This window comes from Marinobacter sp. M3C, from assembly GCF_023311895.1.
In the GTDB taxonomy this organism is placed as follows: domain Bacteria; phylum Pseudomonadota; class Gammaproteobacteria; order Pseudomonadales; family Oleiphilaceae; genus Marinobacter.
Window position 1 is genome coordinate 3,754,715 of record NZ_CP092284.1, and the last position, 15,426, is coordinate 3,770,140.

The window sequence follows — 15,426 nt, forward strand, 5'->3', positions numbered from 1 at the left end:
GATGCCCCTCTCTTGCAATGGTTTAGCCGTTCGTAACGCGTATTCCTTATCAGTGTGTTGTTGCCGCCCGCTTGGGCCGGATTGCCCGCAGCTCAACGTGCGTGCTATGGCTAGTTATAGGGTTATTTTTCGTTTTTGGCCTACTTATCGGAAGCTTAGTTTACCTTTGCCGGTTTGGACAGTGGCTTAACGGTAGCGGTTCCGTGGCCAAAACGATAAATTCGCCCAATTAGCGTTTGTGTAGCCGAAACACACTTTCTGTGGCGCCACCCAGGCCTTTGCGTTTGGCGAAGGGGTCGTCTTTTGACATGTTATCCTGGCGCAGGCGCTCAACGGCAAAGTCATCGCAGAACAGTTCGTACACCTCGGTGTCAGTCACGTTGAACGGCGGCCCGGTCATTTCACTGCCGTCGTAATCCAGGGTAATCAGCAACATGCCGCAGCCTTCAGGCAAGATGGCACTCAGGTGGCTGGCATAGCGCTGGCGCATAGACGGTGGCAGGGCGATTAGCGCGGCGCGGTCGTATACCCAGCGTACGTTTTCTACGTCCGCAGGGGATAGCTGAAAAAAGTCACCGCACCACAATTCGAGGGTGTCGTCATGGCAGAAGCGGGTAAACGGCGAACCGGGTGTCACCATTGCTTTTTCGCCGGCTTCTTCAAAAAAATCTTTGCAGGCAATGCTGCTGAGTTCTACGCCCAGAATGGGGTGGCCGCGATCGTGAAGCCACCACAGATCATGGGATTTACCGCACAGCGGTACCAGAATTTGACTTTTTTCCGGCCCTGTCAGGTCTGGCCAGTGCTCGTGTAAATAGTGATTGACCGACTCCTGGTGGAATCCGATCTCTTTGCGTTCCCAGCGGGCATGCCAGAATTCATGATCCATAATCTTGCCTTTTGCGATTGGTTTTTGACGTGTGGAGCAGAATTCCGCCGTATGATGATATTAAGAATAGTATCAGTATAGGCAAAATCGGGCGGCCCTGGCCGCACCTTTTAAGCTCAGGGAGTGTTTGAGTGGAAGTTGTGTTTCGTTTTTTGGTGGCCGCTCTTCTAGCAACGCTGATGGCGGGGTGTTCTTCGTTCCAGCAAAAAAATCAGATGGACGCTTTTAATGATGCTTACGCGGTAGGCAATTATGACCTTGCGTTGCAAACGGTGAGTTTTAAAACCGCCAAAGGTAAGGCTGTAGATACCGATGAGCATTTGCTGGATTTGTTGCATCAGGCCGAGCTGTACCGTTTGTTGGGCCGCTATCAAGAGGCCACCAAAACCTATGATTTGGCTGAAGAGGGTATGAAGAACCTCGACCTGGCCAATATTTTGGAAAAGTCTTCCACAGCTTTTATGGCGTTGATGGTGAACGACTCCGAGCGCGATTATCAAGCGTTGATGTCGGAGGCGATTCTCGTTAACACTTACAAGGGCCTGGCGTTTCTGGCTGAGGGCAATAACGAATTTGCACGTGTTGAGTTTAATCGGGCGGATGATCGCACACGGCGTGCGGTCGAATACTTCAGTAAAGAAATCATCGAACAGCGGGAGGCGCTGAACCAGCAGGCGCAGAGCGGACAGAACACGGCCTCCATGGTTCGCAACAGCCTGAATAACCAAAGCCTGCGCAATGCGGTGTCGCAGCGCTATGAGGCAGAGTCTGAGTGGTCGGTGCTGCCCGAGTTTATTGTACCTGCCAGCACCTATTTGCATGGCCTGTTCTTCCTGGCCAACGCCGCTGGCCGTGCCGATTACGAGAAAGCCGCCACGTCCCTCACGCGTGTTGCCGCGATGAACAGCGCTAGTGGTGTTCTGCAACGCGATGCCGAACTTGCCGAGGCATTGGCCGCTGGTAAGCAGTCGAAAGCTGAACTGGCCCCACAGGTGTGGGTTGTTTATGAAAATGGTCTGGGCCCGGTATTGGAAGAGACCCGGATTGATGTGCCTTTGCTTATATTTCATGGCAACCAGCAGGCACCTGCTTACTTTGGCATTGCACTGCCCAGATACAGAAATCGCGCGGCTGTTCCGGGGAGTCTCGGCGTGCTTGCCGGCGCTGATGTTGCGGTGCAAACAGAGCGTATATCGGATATGGGGTCGGTGATTCGCACTGAAATGAAAGAGCGATTCCCCAGTGTTTTGGCACGGGCAGTGTCGTCTGCTGTGATAAAAGCGGTCATCCAGAACGAAGCTGCAGAAAAGTTTGGCGTGTGGGGTCAGCTCGGTGCTGCCGCGCTGACCATTGCCACTACCCAGGCTGATTTACGCAGCTGGCAGGCGTTGCCTAACCACTGGCAGGCCGCTCGGATCGATCGCCCCGAGAGTGGTAAACTAACGCTAACAAGCACAAATGGCCATTCCTTGGGTACTATTGTGATACCTGACCAGCCGTTTACTCTGCTTTACGTTAAACGGCCCTCTTTGGCTGGCCCGGCCAGTGTCGTCGCGCTTGATTTGCAAGGGCGTAACCCGGCATCAACGGTGCAATTGTCGGGAAAGGATTTGCTGACAGCCACTCACTGAACTCAATCAGGGCCAAGCCATGAGAACCCAAACCATGAGATTTCAAAAACAGATCATCGCCTTTAGTTGTGCACTGGCATTGGTCGGTTGCGCTATTCAGCCACCCGCCGAAACAGCGGCTGCAATCGACCGAGAGCAACTTCAGATCGACCCGGAAGTAAACTATTTTGTGGCCGTAACAGAGCTGCTAAGCCAGCGCATTGCTCAGCCTGGCGGAGAAACCCTGTTGCAAATCCAATACGCTATTGAGGCACGCTCCAACGGCGACCTGGCCTGGAAAGTGACCTGGTTTGATCCCAACGGCATGGTCGTAAAAGGCGTTGGCGAGGGCTATCGAAAAGTCTCGCTATTAACCGGTCAAACCCGTTATTTCACCGCAACGGCGCCTCACGCCCGCGTTACCGATTATCAGCTCCATCTTCGTGAGCCCCAGCAATAAGGATTCTGTATGTTTAAACTTCCCATTGTGTTTTGTGTCAGCCTGCTCATGCTTGCCGGCTGTGCGGCTCCTACCCGATATATCGACCCGGCGGCTGACGATGGCCCTGTAACCATGACCATGGATTACCGGGATTTCGAAAAAGCGGCCACCGAGGCCGTTGATGACATGCTTGCCAGCGGCGCCGTCAGTAAACCCAATGGCGAGCGTTACATCATGGTGGTCAGCCGCGTTACTAATGACACCATGCAGCGTATCGACACCGATCAGCTCACCAAGAAGATCCGTGTGGCGCTGCTGCGCTCCGGAAAAGTTGTAACCACGACAGCGGTAGGCCTTGATGGTGCTGAAGATGAAATGAGTGCGCGCGTGCGCGAGCTGCGTGATTCTGAAGAGTTTGACCAGGCGGGTGTGCAACGCAAAGGCACTTTGATAGCGCCAGACCTGAGCCTGTCGGGCAAGATTCTGCAGCGCAATCATAAAGCAGGTAAAGAGCAGCAAGTTGAATATTACATTCAGCTGTCACTGACCGACCTGGCTACCGGCTTGGCAACCTGGGAGGTAGAAACGCCCATTATCAAGCGCGGGCCCAATGAATCCGTTTCCTGGTAAACGGCTGCGGTTGAAAGTGTAGTTTCTTGCGCATCAGCGGCCGGTTTTCCTCCCGGCACTCATTTGAGCCATACTTGAATCTGCGCGCCCCTGCTTCAGGCAGGGACGCTTTCACACTCTGGCAACGGGACGGAAAGTGGCTTCTCTTCAGATACAAGAACGTCTTGCCGCTGCTGAAAAATGGATACTGGCAAATCCTAATCCGCCGCAAAGTTGGCCCTGGACGTGGCTTTATAAAACCGGGCGCTCGCTGTATGCGCTGATTCGGGACTTTATCGGCGGCCAGCTGACGCTTCACGCCATGAGCCTGGTTTACACTACATTACTGAGCATTGTGCCGTTGCTGGCCCTCAGTTTTTCGGTGCTGAAAGCGCTGGGTGTGCACCAGAAAATGGAGCCGTTCCTGTACCAGTTCTTCCAGCCGCTGGGCCCCGATGGCATGGAAATGGCAGAGCGCATTCTGGGCTTTGTAGACAATATGAAAGTGGGTGTGTTGGGCTCGGTGGGCCTGGCGGTGCTGGTGTACACGGTGGTGTCGCTGGTACAGAAAATAGAGCGTTCGTTCAACATGATCTGGCGGGTGCCAGAGATGCGCTCTCTGGCGCAGCGCTTCAGTAACTATTTAAGCGTTATCATGGTGGGGCCGCTGCTGATGGTGTCCGCTATTGGTATCAGCGCCACCATTTTTTCCTCATCGTTTGTGCAAACCCTGATTGAGATAGAACCTTTTGGCTCGGTGATTTTACTGGTCAGCCGCTTTACACCGTTCTTTCTGGTAGTGGGCGCCTTCACGTTTGTGTATGTGTTCATTCCCAACACTCGAGTGAAGGTGCGTTACGCGTTTATTGCAGGCCTGATTGCTGGCGTGTCTTGGCAGGCGGCCGGGATGTTGTTTGCGTCGTTCGTGGCCGGGTCTGCCAAATACGCTGCCATCTATTCCAGTTTTGCCATCGGCATTATCATGCTGATCTGGATCTATCTGAACTGGATGATACTGCTGCTGGGCGCAAGTCTGAGTTTTTACCTGCAGAATCCAGGCTCTGTGGCCAAGCGCCATCAGGTGCAGCTGGCGCCAGAGTTGCAGGAACATGTTGCCCTGGCATTGATGTGGATGGTGGCCAAGCCGTTTCACGAGGGCCGGCCCGCGCCGCGACAGGAGGTGGTTGAGAACGAGCTCAGAATTCCGGGCGAGGTCACCCGTAATATCAGTGACAAACTCATCCGCGCCAAACTGCTGACGCTCGCAGGTAGCCAGGGCGACTGCCTGCACCCGGCCAGGTCGCTGGAACGAATTTCAGTGGGTGACGTACTGAAGGCCGTGCGCAACGATGAAGATAACGTGGTGGCCCGGTTGCCGGCGCTGCTACCGAAAAGCCTGTTTGGCCGATCCACGAAGGGCGACGAGCTTACCTTCGCTGAATTGCTGGCAGGTGAAGACAGTCAGAACCCGTTAGCGCCTTGGTCATGAGCTGTTGGCGTGTTTTCGGTATCTTCGAGCATGAGCTTCAGGACAGCCTGAACCTGCGTGACGTCTTTCTTGCTCAACTGCACCAACGCTGGAAGGTCTTCTTCTGCCAAATTGCGCTGGCGCGCTTGGCGCAGCACCTCGCGAGTGGCAATAACTATGCCGTCGATTAACGCGGAGTTTTCGTGGCTGCGTGGGCTTTCGGGCCGGTGCAGGAGGCCCTGATAGTTGTTAGAAAGCCCCCATGTGCGGGCGATAAGGCGGGCCACCGGCCATTGATAGCGCACTAGAATCTGGTGCAAAGCGGCTGGTTTGAGTTTGACTAAAGTGCCATCTGCGCCGGCGGGCACCAAGCGATGAGCCTCGCGGTAAAGGGTTATATAGGCCAGCGCAGGCAGCAAGCCAGCCATAAAATAAATGCTGGCGTCTTTGCCCTGAAGACGGGCAACGGTTTCTGCTGAGCGGGCGCTAGCCATACCCCAGCGCCAGGCACGAGCGGTGAAGGTGGTCTCTTCACTGTTACGTGATGACATCATTGGCCGCATCAATGCGGCGGATACAACACTGCGGATTCCCTCCATACCGAGCATGAAAATCGCTTGGTCTACGGTTTCAATGATACTTTTGTCAGGACGAAAAAACGGACTGTTGGCTATTTTTAGCAGCTGATCCGTCAGCGCTGGATCACGTAGGATAATATTACCCAGATCCTGGCGAGTGGCGGTGTCATCCGACAGCGCACTCATCAGCATGGGCAGGCTCATGGGTTGGCGCGGCAGTTCGCTGAGCTTACCGGCGCGTAAGCGCTTTGCCATCGCTTCGATTATCGCCTCTGCGTCTTCCAGGTTGGCTCTCAACGTTTGCGGACGAGTGTCCAGCAACCAGCAAAAAAGGTGCTGGCGCAGTGCCTCGGCGAGCGGATTATGGGCTTCGGCCTTGGTTTTGCTATTGGAGCCGCTGTTGCTGCCGGGGCCACCCTTGCACAGAGAACCATTGCCGATGGCTGGCTTCTGCTCTGCTGCGCTGGCACGGTTGAATAAGCCGGTGATCCAGGAAAACAGTCCTGGCATTCAAACCTCCGGAGCAGAGTGCGGGCGAGTGGTTGGATGTGTAGACAGATCAAATGCAATGTATCTGACGCTTTACATTATAGATCTAAAATAGCACTTTTCCCACGTTCCCAGCGTGTTGAATGGCCTACGCCAAGGCTTGCCCAAACACCAGAAGCAGCTGGCCGATACCTGCCAACATACCCAGCGCCGCGCCCACCAGAATCAACTTGATTTCATCCTCTTGAAAGCACGGCCTCAGCAAGTCCTGAAACTCGCCGGACGACAACGCCATCATGCGCTCTACCATAATGGATTCGATGGCTCGCGAACGGTCTTTCTGAAAAGCCGGTTGGCTTAACGCGCTGCGGGACAGCTCAACGGCTTTGCTTTCCAGCTGGTTGCGTAAGCTGGCAGCGGCAACGGGGCCCAGAGCCATGTGTGCCAGAGTTTGATTGACGCCTGCGTCTGCGTTAAGCAGCGGCCTTAAACGTGCTTTGATGATATCCAGCGCTTGCCCGCCCCGGGGGCCATCCAGTATGGCCTCTATAATGCTACCCACCGTGAGTATGTCGTGGGCCACAATGTGGCAGAAGGATTCAGCCACCTCAGGCTGCCGTTTCAGAAACAGCCCCTGAATGCGCCAGCGGCCAATTCGCACTGGGTACAGCGGGCGAAAAATAACGTTCAGGGCAATCCAGTTGGTGGCAAAGCCCACCAGTAAACCGCCCAGCGGCAGCACCCACCACACTGGAAATACGTACCACAGCAACATCTGTAACAGGCCAAAGCCAAAACCAAGATATAGGCCTGACGTCACAATAAAGTGAAACTCACGGTAGCCGCATGTCAGGAATATTCGATTTAGCAGGGTTTTGTCGATGGTGAGCCGATCTATCACCATGGTTTTGATGTCTAGCAGCTGTTCGGCGTTTTGCGCTATGTCATCCATAATCTGCATCACCAAGGCGGGCAAGGCTTTGCGGGCGCGCTCGTAAACCAGGCGTTTGGCCGGGCCTGGCAAGCTCTGCCAGAGCGCCGGCGACTCGCGCATGATCAACTCGTCTACGTAGTCTTCCAGTCGCGGGTTTATGGTGTGGATGAGCTGGGTGGCGAGTACGTTGGGGTCCAGCTGCTGAAAAATTTCTGGCACGGTGCCAATCTTGGCGATGGTGGCGTCTACGCTGATGAGCGCCATTTTGCGGGCTTTGGAGGGAATAATGCCCTGCCATCCCAGGTACGGTGGCCAGCCGAAAAATTCGATGGGGTAAAAAGTCATTTTAATAGCCAGCCAGTTGGTGACCCAGCCGATTAATGCCGCGATCACCGGGATGCTGAGGTACTGCAAAAGTTCGATGGACGTGGCCAGGCTTGTCATCCGCCCGTCTTAACTATTTGGCGTGTGGATGTGGATGATGTAGCCAGTTTGGGAAAACACATACGGGGCTTAGGCACCAAAATCACCCCACAACCACTGGCAGAGTGCTATGGCGGCAACCGGCGCGGTTTCCGTGCGGAGCACTCTCGGGCCGAGAGCAACCGGAAGGAAGCCAGATTTTTCGGCCTGGGCAATTTCGTCGGCGGTCAGGCCGCCTTCGGGGCCGATCATCAGCGCAACGCTGTTGGGTTTGGCGAGAGAATCCAGTGACTGCTCGGTGCGGTGGTGTAGCACTAGGCGCAGGTCGCAGCGTTGGCTGTATTCCAGCCATTCGGTGATGTTCATCACCGGTAAAATGTCTGGCACTCGTGCGCGGCCGCATTGTTCGGCGGCGCTGATGGCTACCGAGCGCCAGTGGCTCAGACGCTTGTCTTCGCGGTCGCCTTTCAGGCGTACATCGCAGCGTTCGGTGGAAAGAGGCACGATTCGGCTAACGCCCATTTCCGTCGCTTTCTGCACCGCGTAATCCATGCGGTCACCCTTTGACAGGGTTTGCCCGAGCACTATCTCCAGCGCCGATTCGCTGCTGTTGGCAGTGGGTTGCTCCACCTTAACCGTTACGTTTTTCTTGCTGGCGCTGGCAATCAGCGCCAGGTAGTCCTGGCCATCGCCGTTGAACAGACTCAGCGCCTGGCCAGGTTGCATACGCAATACCCGGCCTACATGTTGTGCGGCGTTGTCGTCCAGCTGCGCTTCTGCGCCGGCTTGTAACGGAGTGTCGGTGTAGATTCGTGGTATTCGCAACGCAGTTTTCCTTAAAGGTGCGGCTCAGTCGCGCACGGCGATATTAATGCCCTCCGTGGCTACTCGGGCCAGATGCTGAATCTGGTCCTCGGTGATCACATAGGGCGGCATAAAATACACCACATTGCCCAGCGGGCGTAACAAGGCCTGGCGGGTGAGCGAGTGCTGGTACACTTTCAAACCGCGCCTTTCCTTCCAGTGGAAGGGCGTTTTGTCGGCTTTGTTTTTAACCATTTCAATGGCCAGTGTCATGCCGTGTTGGCGAATATCACCCACGTTGGGGTGATCGGCCAGATGAGCGACCGACTCCGCCATACAGGTCGATAAGCGTCGATTATTCTCGATGACCCGATCATCACGGAAAATGTCGAGAGTTGCCAGTGCTACGGCGCAACCAATGGGGTTGCCGGTGTAACTGTGGCTGTGCAAAAACGCCCGCATGGTTTCGTAATCGTCGTAAAATCCGTTGTAAACGGTATCAGTGGTCAGCACCACAGACAATGGCAGGTAGCCGGCGGTCAGCCCTTTTGACAAACACATGAAATCCGGTGTGATGCCTGCCTGCTCGCAGGCGAACAGGGTCCCGGTGCGGCCAAAGCCCACCGCAATTTCGTCGGCAATCAGATGTACACCGTACCGGTCACAGGCTTCGCGCAGTTTGGTGTGGTAAACTGGGTGGTGCATGCGCATACCGCCGGCGCATTGAATGAGCGGCTCTACCACGACCGCGGAGATTTCATGGTGCCTTTCTGCCAGCAGCGCTTCCATCGCCTCGAACTGGCGCAGGGCGAAAGCTTCGTCGGTTTCCCCGGGCTCTTTCAGGTAGGCGTCCGGTGAGGGCGCAGTAATCACCTCCATCAACAATGGTTGGTAGGTGTTTTTGTAAAGCGCCACATCACCCAGCGCCAGCGCGCCCAAGGTTTCACCGTGATAGCTGTTGGCCAGATTTACGAAGTTCTTTTTGCTCGGCTGGCCTTGGTTCTTCCAGTAGTGAAAGCTCATCTTCAGCGCCGCTTCGATAGCCGACGAACCGTTGTCGGCGTAAAAGCACTTGTTCAGTCCTTCCGGTGTTACCTCAATCAATCGCTCTGACAGATTCACCACCGGCTCGTGGCTGAAACCAGCCAGAATCACGTGTTCCAGCTGGCCGATCTGTTCGATGATGGCGTTGTTGATGCGATCGTTGGAGTGGCCAAACAGGTTTACCCACCAAGAGCTGACCGCGTCGATATAGCGGTTGTTTTCGAAGTCTTCCAGCCACACGCCTTTGCCTTTTTTAATCGGGATCAGCGGCAAGGTTTCGTGGTCTTTCATCTGGGTACAGGGGTGCCACACGGACTTTAGATCGCGGGCGACAAGATCGGCATTGCGCATTGAGGAGCTCCGGACAGACAAAGTGTTGGATTGCGATAAATCGGCTGTTAACCTTCTTGAATTTTACAGTTAACAGCGGGTTCAGGCTACCGCTTTGCAACGAGCACTGAAGGCGATAATATAAGCGCACGCGTTTGTTGGGCCAGGATTGCTCGCGGCGCGTGAAAGGAATCAATAAGGACGAACACAACGCAAAGGATGCGACATGAGCAAAGCAGTTGTACCTCTCGGAGACCTGGGCTCCGACGACGAAGGTTTCCTGCCGACACCGGTGATTGCCGGTTCTCCCGATGTGCTGATTGACGGAAACCCGTGGCCCGCCTGGGTGACCCGTTAGCGCCGCACTCAAAACCCAAGCACTCTCCCCATCCCCGTACCATTGCTGGCGGTTCGTCCACGGTTATTATCAATGGAAGTCCCGCGGCCGTAACGGGCAGCGCGATTTCCTGTGGAGGCGTGGCTATTGGGTCTGGTTCGGTGGTGATTGGGGATGCTCACACACCGGCGGCGTTTTCGGGAGTGTCACCGACGGCAGCATCAGCTAGAAACTCTGTCGCAGTGGCCAAAACTGGGTCAGGACACGAGAAAGCTGTTACGCCTGAAAAAAACGGATGCTAACTCTAGCTCATCAGTGCCAAACGAGGCCCCGGCTTCAGCGGGATTCCAAAATCCGACAATGCGTCTTCTGCTGGATCGACTGATAAGTCTAATGAGGATTTGAGCGAGCCAGGCTTTCATGTGGTTCGTCGGCCCATGACTAAAAATGAACTGCTGACGATGCTGTACGGAGATGCTTCCGCCAAACTGGATAACTTCGAACGCCTTAATCCCGGTATCGGAAATCGCACATTACCTGGCGAAATGATTGTCGTCGCCGACCCGAATAGCCTTGAGTGCACGACTGAAGAAAATGATCTAATGCAGGTTGCTCAACAGGTCAACTCAGAGGTTCGTCAGCTTGGCGACCAAGAGGCCCAGTTTGTTGTCGATCACTACGACTTGTTGGAAGTCATGACGTCCAATGCCGCTACAGGCCCTGGTGTGGGCGCGACAATGATTGGCCAGCAAATCAAGAGTATCAACTCGACTCTGAAAGAGCTGGAAGTTCTGCACCAGGATACGTTTCGCAAGCATGGCTCACTTAATCATTCAGAGTTTTTTGAGCAGCGACAACGAATGTTTACCAAGCTGGATTTTGCGCTTGGCAAAGTGGCCAGAAAAGGGATGTCGCTAGACGATGATCCAAAACTCAAACGAGCGTTGGGTTTGTCGTCCAAGAGTATAGTTCATGAGTGGAAGGCTTCCGGTATTGGAAGTATTCCGGGTTATGGAATGAATTACACGAAAGTTTCTAATGCTGCTGGTATTGGCGGTGCTTTGGGCGGCCAGATCTCTGGAGATGCAGGTGAGGACATGGGACAGTTGATTTACGAGGTTCGAAATCGTGACTGACGAAACCATTACCATCTTGGCATATATCGGCTTTTATAGTCTTTTTTTGGGGCTTCTACTACTTCTTGTCATTATTACCATAGGGTTCAGATATGTAGTGCTAATTGAAAGTCGCGTTGCCAACGATGCTGGAGGCATTGCAACCGCCCGAATGCTCTGGAAGGGGGGAGTGATCGGCCGGTTTATAAGAAGTAGTAACGTGTTTGCGTATGTTTTATTACGAAGCTTCCCCGGCCCTTTCTTCAAGCAAAGAGCAGCGCTACTCGGGGATCCGAATGTCAATTTACCGAAAATCTGGCAAGCCTGGGTGCTAGTGCCGGCTCTGTTTCTCTTCGGCATGCTTGCCATTGCGCTAATTGCGAGCGCGATTCTCAGAGCATTCGTATGAGCAATATCAAAGTGAGAATTTTGGAATATTCAATATTTTTTTCACTCATTCTGTGTTTGCTCTCTGTATTTGCAGCATTAACCGTTGCTTTCAGCAAAGTTCGGCAGGTAGGACTTTTACATAGGTTGGATTTAAGGTTTGCTCGCAGCTTAGTTTCTGAAGGTTAGCGCGGTCGTGCATCGAACGGGGTAGCAACGCTGATCTACGAGGTGCTTAGCGGTGACTGAAGGCACAATTGTTATATGGGCATACATCGGCTATTGCAGCCTCTTTTTAGGCCTGATACCTCTTCCCGTTATTGTCACTATTGGGTTTCTATACGTGACTATAATCGAAGATCGTGTTGCCGCCGATGCCGGTGGAATCGCAACTGCCAGAATGTTTTGGCAAGGGCGAGTGGTTGGCCGGTTTTGTCAGAAGCAGCAATGTATCCGCTTATCTTCTACTGCGAAGTTTTCCGGGTTCATTTTTCAAGCAAAGAGCAGCTCTGCTTGGCGACCCGGATGTTCGTTTGCCGGCACTCTGGCAAGCTTGGGTAATGATGCCTATGCTTTGGCTTTACGTTATGGTTGCTAGCGTTCTGATCGCAAATACGATTATCAAGATATCTAGCCAGTAGGGTTTAACGGTTGGATAATGAACGATATTAAAGTGAGCATTCTGGAATATTCAATATTGTTTTCACTCATTCTGTGTTAACCGTTGCCTTTTGCAGGGTTCGGCAAATAGAGACTTTAATCGCAACCCCAGGTAAAGGCCTTGAGGGCATAAACGACGATGCCTCGGAGTCTGGGAGGGGACAATAGATGATTGAGCAATTGTTGGTTGCCCCAGCATTTTTGGGTATGGGCGCCATGATCATAGGGCTGCTGAGCATGATTTTCACGATCACAATTGCCTTTCCAAAAATCCGGGAAGTGGAATCAATGATTGCATCACCGGGAAAGTACTTGGATGTGACGCGGGCAGTTTGGGGCGGAGGGCTTTGGGCCAGATGGATTCGCTCAATAACTGTGTGGTCATTTTTCGTCTATCGCCGCTTACCAATTATTGGTGAAAACATAGAAGCCAGAATGGGAGAGGAGGACAAGCCGACTCCCCGAATTCTGAAATTATGGGTGCTTTTGCCAGTCAGCATTACCCTTCTGTGCGCTGTCGTATTCGCCATTGCCGCGACTTCTCTCGTGATATTTGAATAAAACCGTTTCATATTAAAATTGCTAAGAAGCAAGGAGGCTTCACAATGATCATCAAAACTATCCTCAATTTTGTCGGCTTATACGCAGCTCTTCAGTTCTGCGTCATCATTATTAGTCACGTGTTTAATTTTCATGTCCCATCTGGTGCCTAAATCGGTTTGATGATTAGCGCCGCCTATGGGGCTATGATCACCTCGGTGTCTGCTTTAGGGCGAGCGCCGAACCGCTCGGAAAGCTGGGTGTCATCAATCGCTGTTAATCTGTGTGATCTGATCATATCGTGGGTGGTTTTAGCGGCAACGCTCTACTTCACTGAAGGCATCTATGCGCTTGAGGAATTTATGATGGTGTTTTCTGATCTTTCCACTGCGGTGTTCATTGTTAGTGTTGGAGGGGTTCTTTTGTTGCAGACTGTGCTCTGTTTGCTGGTGTTTGGCTGGGCTGCTCGCCGTTATTTGATGAACAGACAGGTTGAGAAGACCAAAGCGGGGGCCTGAATTCCGTGCAAGTGTGGTGGGGTGTTGCTCCGGAACCCAATTATTCACCGCAAGCTTTTTCAAACGCACAACGTAGTCTTTGGCCATTTGGGGGCTTACGCTGGCCTGGTGGTTTAGGGGGGCCAGCAGGGTGTAGTCAGGCGGCCGCTCACCGTTGCGCAGACAGTCTATACAGGGCTGCCACAAGGCGTTTGCCTCGGTGAGGATGTCTTTTTCTAACCGGGTCCAGTTTTCCTGAACGGTTTGTTTGAGCGCTTCGGGTGTGGCCAGTCATCCACGCCTCGAACGTGAGTGGTAAGTAGTCTGTGTATAGCTTTTCGATGGCAGGCCCGAACCCGTTATCCAGAAAGCTCGGGAAGGTCCACCATTTTTTATCATAGGCTCCCCGCAAGTTACCGAGCAGTTCAACTCATTCTATTCCACCACCCAAACCCGCTCCAACGTCAGCTCTTCTGGGTCAAACTGGTACACGCTGATGCCGCCGGTCGATTGATGCCCCATCACCAGGGTGCCCGATTCGGGTGAGGTGGCGATGGCGGTGTTGCGGTCGTACTGACTGCCGTAGGTGACCAATTTGGGTGACTTGCCGAGATCAAAATACTTCACGGGCCAGGGGCTGCCGGTTTTGAACAGGGCGGCGACGTGGCTGTTGTTGCCGAAGCGGAGGTAATACTTGCTGTTGTGGATGAAGGCGACGGCGATGGTGAAGTCGTTCAGGCCTGCAGGGGTATCGATAAGACCGCTCTTGTCTCTATTGCGAGGGTCGCCCACTTCAAAAGGCCTATCATCAAGATAAATCCCACTATGATACCTTGCTAATCGGTGCCGGACTTCCGGCTTATCAGTGTTCCAGAAAAGCCCGATTCCAGCTTCGTCCGCGCTGACCACCCACTGCCCATCCGGGCTAATGGTGGCGTGAGTTTTGGAGGAGTTTCCGCGGAGTTTTGCAACAGGCTGTTTTGTCACAGCGTTCCAAAGAGTGACGCCCCCATATTTTGAAAACCGTTGGCTGCTATTCAATGGTGAATGGTCTGCGATTGCTGAGCGGTCACTATCGACGCCGGCTGTAACAAAGAAGGTGTTGTTTCGGTCTATGGCGAGGTTGAACAGCTTGCCGGATCCTAAAAAGCTCGGGCTGATGCCATCACTAAGGACAGTACGTTTTGTGTCCCCATAGCCAGAAAACACATTCCAATGCTCATCAGCAGACAAGTAGGTCTCAAGATCGGCACTGATAACGTGGCCGTAGCTTGGGAAGTGCTGAAATCGCTTCAGTACTTTTCCGTCAACCGTTTGTGCAGTAACGGTATTGTCTGTGTCCTGCCACAAAAAAGCGTTTTGACCCGGCACAAAATAGGCGCTGTAAAGGTTGGCTTTACCGGACAACGTATTCCACTGTTTTTCTTGCAGATCCCAGAGAATGAGCTTGTTGTCTGTGTGGGCACTGACGACATAGCGGCCAGACTCCGATACACCCATGGACATAACCGGCCCAGCCCAGACTCCCAGGAGGTTGGAGTTCAGCAGGATGCTAATAAGCACAAAGGCACCAAGCACCGCGCCTATCCAGCGCACTTTGTTAGCGTTAATAACGGCCAAAACCCACTCCTTCGTCTGATATACGACGTATAATTTCTGCTCTGTAAGAGCGATCGAACACTTCATCACTTGGAATCCGCATACCCGAGTGGCTAAAAAGCCATTTTGATTGATCAACAGGGCTGAACTTTTCGTCATCCAGCGACTGTTCGATAAATTCATCGAATCCTGTCGCACCTCGCCGGGTCACTTCCTCAAACCCCACATACCCCAACGCAGGCCGAGGCCGTTGCTCCGGAACCCAGTTATTCACCGCAAGCTTTTTCAAACGCACAACGTAGTCTTTGGCCATTTGGGGGCTTACGCTGGTTTGGTGGTTTGGTGGTTTGGTGGTTTGGTGGTTTAGGGGCGCCAGCAGGGTGTAATAAGGCGGCCGCTCACCGTTGCGCAGGCAGTCTATACAGGGCTGCCATAAAGCGTTTGCCTCGGTGAGGATGTCTTTTTCTAATCGGGTCCAGTTTTCCTGAACGGTTTGTTTGAGCGCTTCGGGTGTGGCCAAAGATCGCTGGGGGTGGGCAGTCATCCACGCCTTGAACGTGAGTGGTAAGTAGTCTGTGTACAGCTTTTCGATGGCGGGCCCGAACCCGTTGTCCAGAAAGCTCGGGAAGGTCCACCATTTTTTATCATAGGCTCCCCGCAAGTTACCGAGC

General features: G+C 53.4%; 18 protein-coding genes. 11 read left to right on the plus strand and 7 right to left on the minus strand.

The genetic code is table 11. The features are described from left to right. Window positions 1-229: 229 nt before the first annotated feature. Entirely contained in the window at window positions 230-889 is a 660-nt protein-coding gene (gene tmpT / locus MIH18_RS17555) for a thiopurine S-methyltransferase (protein WP_249006067.1), read from the minus strand. Window positions 890-1,020: 131 nt separating this feature from the next. Here tmpT and MIH18_RS17560 point away from each other — a divergent pair, with 131 nt between their 5' ends. From MIH18_RS17560 to MIH18_RS17575, 4 genes are all read left to right on the plus strand, one after another. Continuing rightward, window positions 1,021-2,520, plus strand: coding sequence for a hypothetical protein (locus tag MIH18_RS17560; protein ID WP_249013099.1), 1,500 nt, complete (start codon window positions 1,021-1,023; stop codon window positions 2,518-2,520). A gap of 34 nt (window positions 2,521-2,554) precedes the next feature. After that, window positions 2,555-2,959: a YcfL family protein gene (locus MIH18_RS17565; protein ID WP_249006065.1), complete on the plus strand. Its 405-nt coding sequence runs from the start codon at window positions 2,555-2,557 to the stop codon at window positions 2,957-2,959. A 9-nt stretch (window positions 2,960-2,968) separates the two neighbouring features. Continuing rightward, the gene (gene lpoB / locus MIH18_RS17570) at window positions 2,969-3,571 is read left to right on the plus strand and encodes a penicillin-binding protein activator LpoB (protein WP_249006064.1); all 603 of its coding nucleotides are present in this window, start codon (window positions 2,969-2,971) and stop codon (window positions 3,569-3,571) included. 136 nt (window positions 3,572-3,707) lie between these two features. Further along, window positions 3,708-5,039 carry a YihY/virulence factor BrkB family protein gene (locus tag MIH18_RS17575; RefSeq protein ID WP_249013100.1) on the plus strand — a complete coding sequence of 444 codons (1,332 nt, stop codon included), beginning with the start codon at window positions 3,708-3,710 and terminating at the stop codon, window positions 5,037-5,039. Here MIH18_RS17575 and MIH18_RS17580 read toward each other — a convergent pair. The 4 genes from MIH18_RS17580 to MIH18_RS17595 all read right to left on the minus strand — a co-directional run bounded on the left by MIH18_RS17580 (window position 5,012) and on the right by MIH18_RS17595 (window position 9,641). Beyond that, complete coding sequence (locus MIH18_RS17580; protein WP_249013101.1) at window positions 5,012-6,106, minus strand: HDOD domain-containing protein; 1,095 nt, start codon at window positions 6,104-6,106, stop codon at window positions 5,012-5,014. The two genes, MIH18_RS17575 and MIH18_RS17580, sit on opposite strands and share 28 nt — an antisense overlap. Window positions 6,107-6,233: 127 nt before the next feature. Further along, window positions 6,234-7,463, minus strand: coding sequence for a hypothetical protein (locus MIH18_RS17585; protein WP_249013102.1), 1,230 nt, complete (start codon window positions 7,461-7,463; stop codon window positions 6,234-6,236). Window positions 7,464-7,532: 69 nt separating this feature from the next. Then, complete coding sequence (locus tag MIH18_RS17590) at window positions 7,533-8,267, minus strand: 16S rRNA (uracil(1498)-N(3))-methyltransferase (protein WP_249006060.1); 735 nt, start codon at window positions 8,265-8,267, stop codon at window positions 7,533-7,535. Window positions 8,268-8,291: 24 nt separating this feature from the next. Further along, window positions 8,292-9,641, minus strand: a complete 1,350-nt coding sequence (locus MIH18_RS17595; RefSeq protein WP_249013103.1) for an adenosylmethionine--8-amino-7-oxononanoate transaminase — start codon at window positions 9,639-9,641, stop codon at window positions 8,292-8,294. A gap of 205 nt (window positions 9,642-9,846) precedes the next feature. Between MIH18_RS17595 and MIH18_RS23975 the strand changes: the two genes are divergently transcribed. The 7 genes from MIH18_RS23975 (at window position 9,847) to MIH18_RS17625 (ending at window position 13,177) form a co-directional block, all read left to right on the plus strand. Then, window positions 9,847-9,978 carry a hypothetical protein gene (locus tag MIH18_RS23975; RefSeq protein WP_283164763.1) on the plus strand — a complete coding sequence of 44 codons (132 nt, stop codon included), beginning with the start codon at window positions 9,847-9,849 and terminating at the stop codon, window positions 9,976-9,978. Further along, window positions 9,954-10,259, plus strand: coding sequence for a PAAR domain-containing protein (locus MIH18_RS17600; protein ID WP_249013104.1), 306 nt, complete (start codon window positions 9,954-9,956; stop codon window positions 10,257-10,259). The genes MIH18_RS23975 and MIH18_RS17600 overlap by 25 nt, the downstream gene beginning before the upstream one ends. A gap of 135 nt (window positions 10,260-10,394) precedes the next feature. Further along, window positions 10,395-11,093, plus strand: coding sequence for a hypothetical protein (locus MIH18_RS17605; RefSeq protein WP_249013105.1), 699 nt, complete (start codon window positions 10,395-10,397; stop codon window positions 11,091-11,093). After that, on the plus strand, window positions 11,086-11,481 hold the full coding sequence (locus MIH18_RS17610; protein ID WP_249013106.1) for a hypothetical protein: 396 nt from the start codon (window positions 11,086-11,088) through the stop codon (window positions 11,479-11,481). The genes MIH18_RS17605 and MIH18_RS17610 overlap by 8 nt, the downstream gene beginning before the upstream one ends. A 219-nt stretch (window positions 11,482-11,700) precedes the next feature. Continuing rightward, window positions 11,701-12,057: a hypothetical protein gene (locus MIH18_RS17615; RefSeq protein WP_249013107.1), complete on the plus strand. Its 357-nt coding sequence runs from the start codon at window positions 11,701-11,703 to the stop codon at window positions 12,055-12,057. Window positions 12,058-12,287: 230 nt separating this feature from the next. Then, a complete protein-coding gene (locus tag MIH18_RS17620) occupies window positions 12,288-12,680 on the plus strand; it encodes a hypothetical protein (protein WP_249013108.1) in 393 nt (130 codons plus the stop codon). 161 nt (window positions 12,681-12,841) lie between these two features. Then, window positions 12,842-13,177 (plus strand): ABZJ_00895 family protein, encoded by a 336-nt coding sequence (locus MIH18_RS17625; RefSeq protein WP_249013109.1) that lies wholly within the window; start codon window positions 12,842-12,844, stop codon window positions 13,175-13,177. A 414-nt stretch (window positions 13,178-13,591) separates the two neighbouring features. On the opposite strand, the gene MIH18_RS17630 is transcribed toward MIH18_RS17625, so the two are convergent. Further along, complete coding sequence (locus MIH18_RS17630) at window positions 13,592-14,776, minus strand: WD40 repeat domain-containing protein (RefSeq protein WP_249013110.1); 1,185 nt, start codon at window positions 14,774-14,776, stop codon at window positions 13,592-13,594. Continuing rightward, entirely contained in the window at window positions 14,763-15,416 is a 654-nt protein-coding gene (locus tag MIH18_RS17635) for a hypothetical protein (RefSeq protein ID WP_249013111.1), read from the minus strand. Before MIH18_RS17635 ends, MIH18_RS17630 begins: the two co-directional genes overlap by 14 nt. Window positions 15,417-15,426 lie beyond the last annotated feature (10 nt).

Coding starts and splice junctions, on each gene's coding strand:
- tmpT (WP_249006067.1), bottom strand. CDS start 889: ATGGATCATGAATTCTGGCATGCCCGCTGGGAACGCAAAGAGATCGGA.
- MIH18_RS17565 (WP_249006065.1), top strand. CDS start 2,555: ATGAGATTTCAAAAACAGATCATCGCCTTTAGTTGTGCACTGGCATTG.
- lpoB (WP_249006064.1), top strand. CDS start 2,969: ATGTTTAAACTTCCCATTGTGTTTTGTGTCAGCCTGCTCATGCTTGCC.
- MIH18_RS17580 (WP_249013101.1), bottom strand. CDS start 6,106: ATGCCAGGACTGTTTTCCTGGATCACCGGCTTATTCAACCGTGCCAGC.
- MIH18_RS17585 (WP_249013102.1), bottom strand. CDS start 7,463: ATGACAAGCCTGGCCACGTCCATCGAACTTTTGCAGTACCTCAGCATC.
- MIH18_RS17595 (WP_249013103.1), bottom strand. CDS start 9,641: ATGCGCAATGCCGATCTTGTCGCCCGCGATCTAAAGTCCGTGTGGCAC.
- MIH18_RS23975 (WP_283164763.1), top strand. CDS start 9,847: ATGAGCAAAGCAGTTGTACCTCTCGGAGACCTGGGCTCCGACGACGAA.
- MIH18_RS17605 (WP_249013105.1), top strand. CDS start 10,395: ATGACTAAAAATGAACTGCTGACGATGCTGTACGGAGATGCTTCCGCC.
- MIH18_RS17620 (WP_249013108.1), top strand. CDS start 12,288: ATGATTGAGCAATTGTTGGTTGCCCCAGCATTTTTGGGTATGGGCGCC.
- MIH18_RS17625 (WP_249013109.1), top strand. CDS start 12,842: ATGATTAGCGCCGCCTATGGGGCTATGATCACCTCGGTGTCTGCTTTA.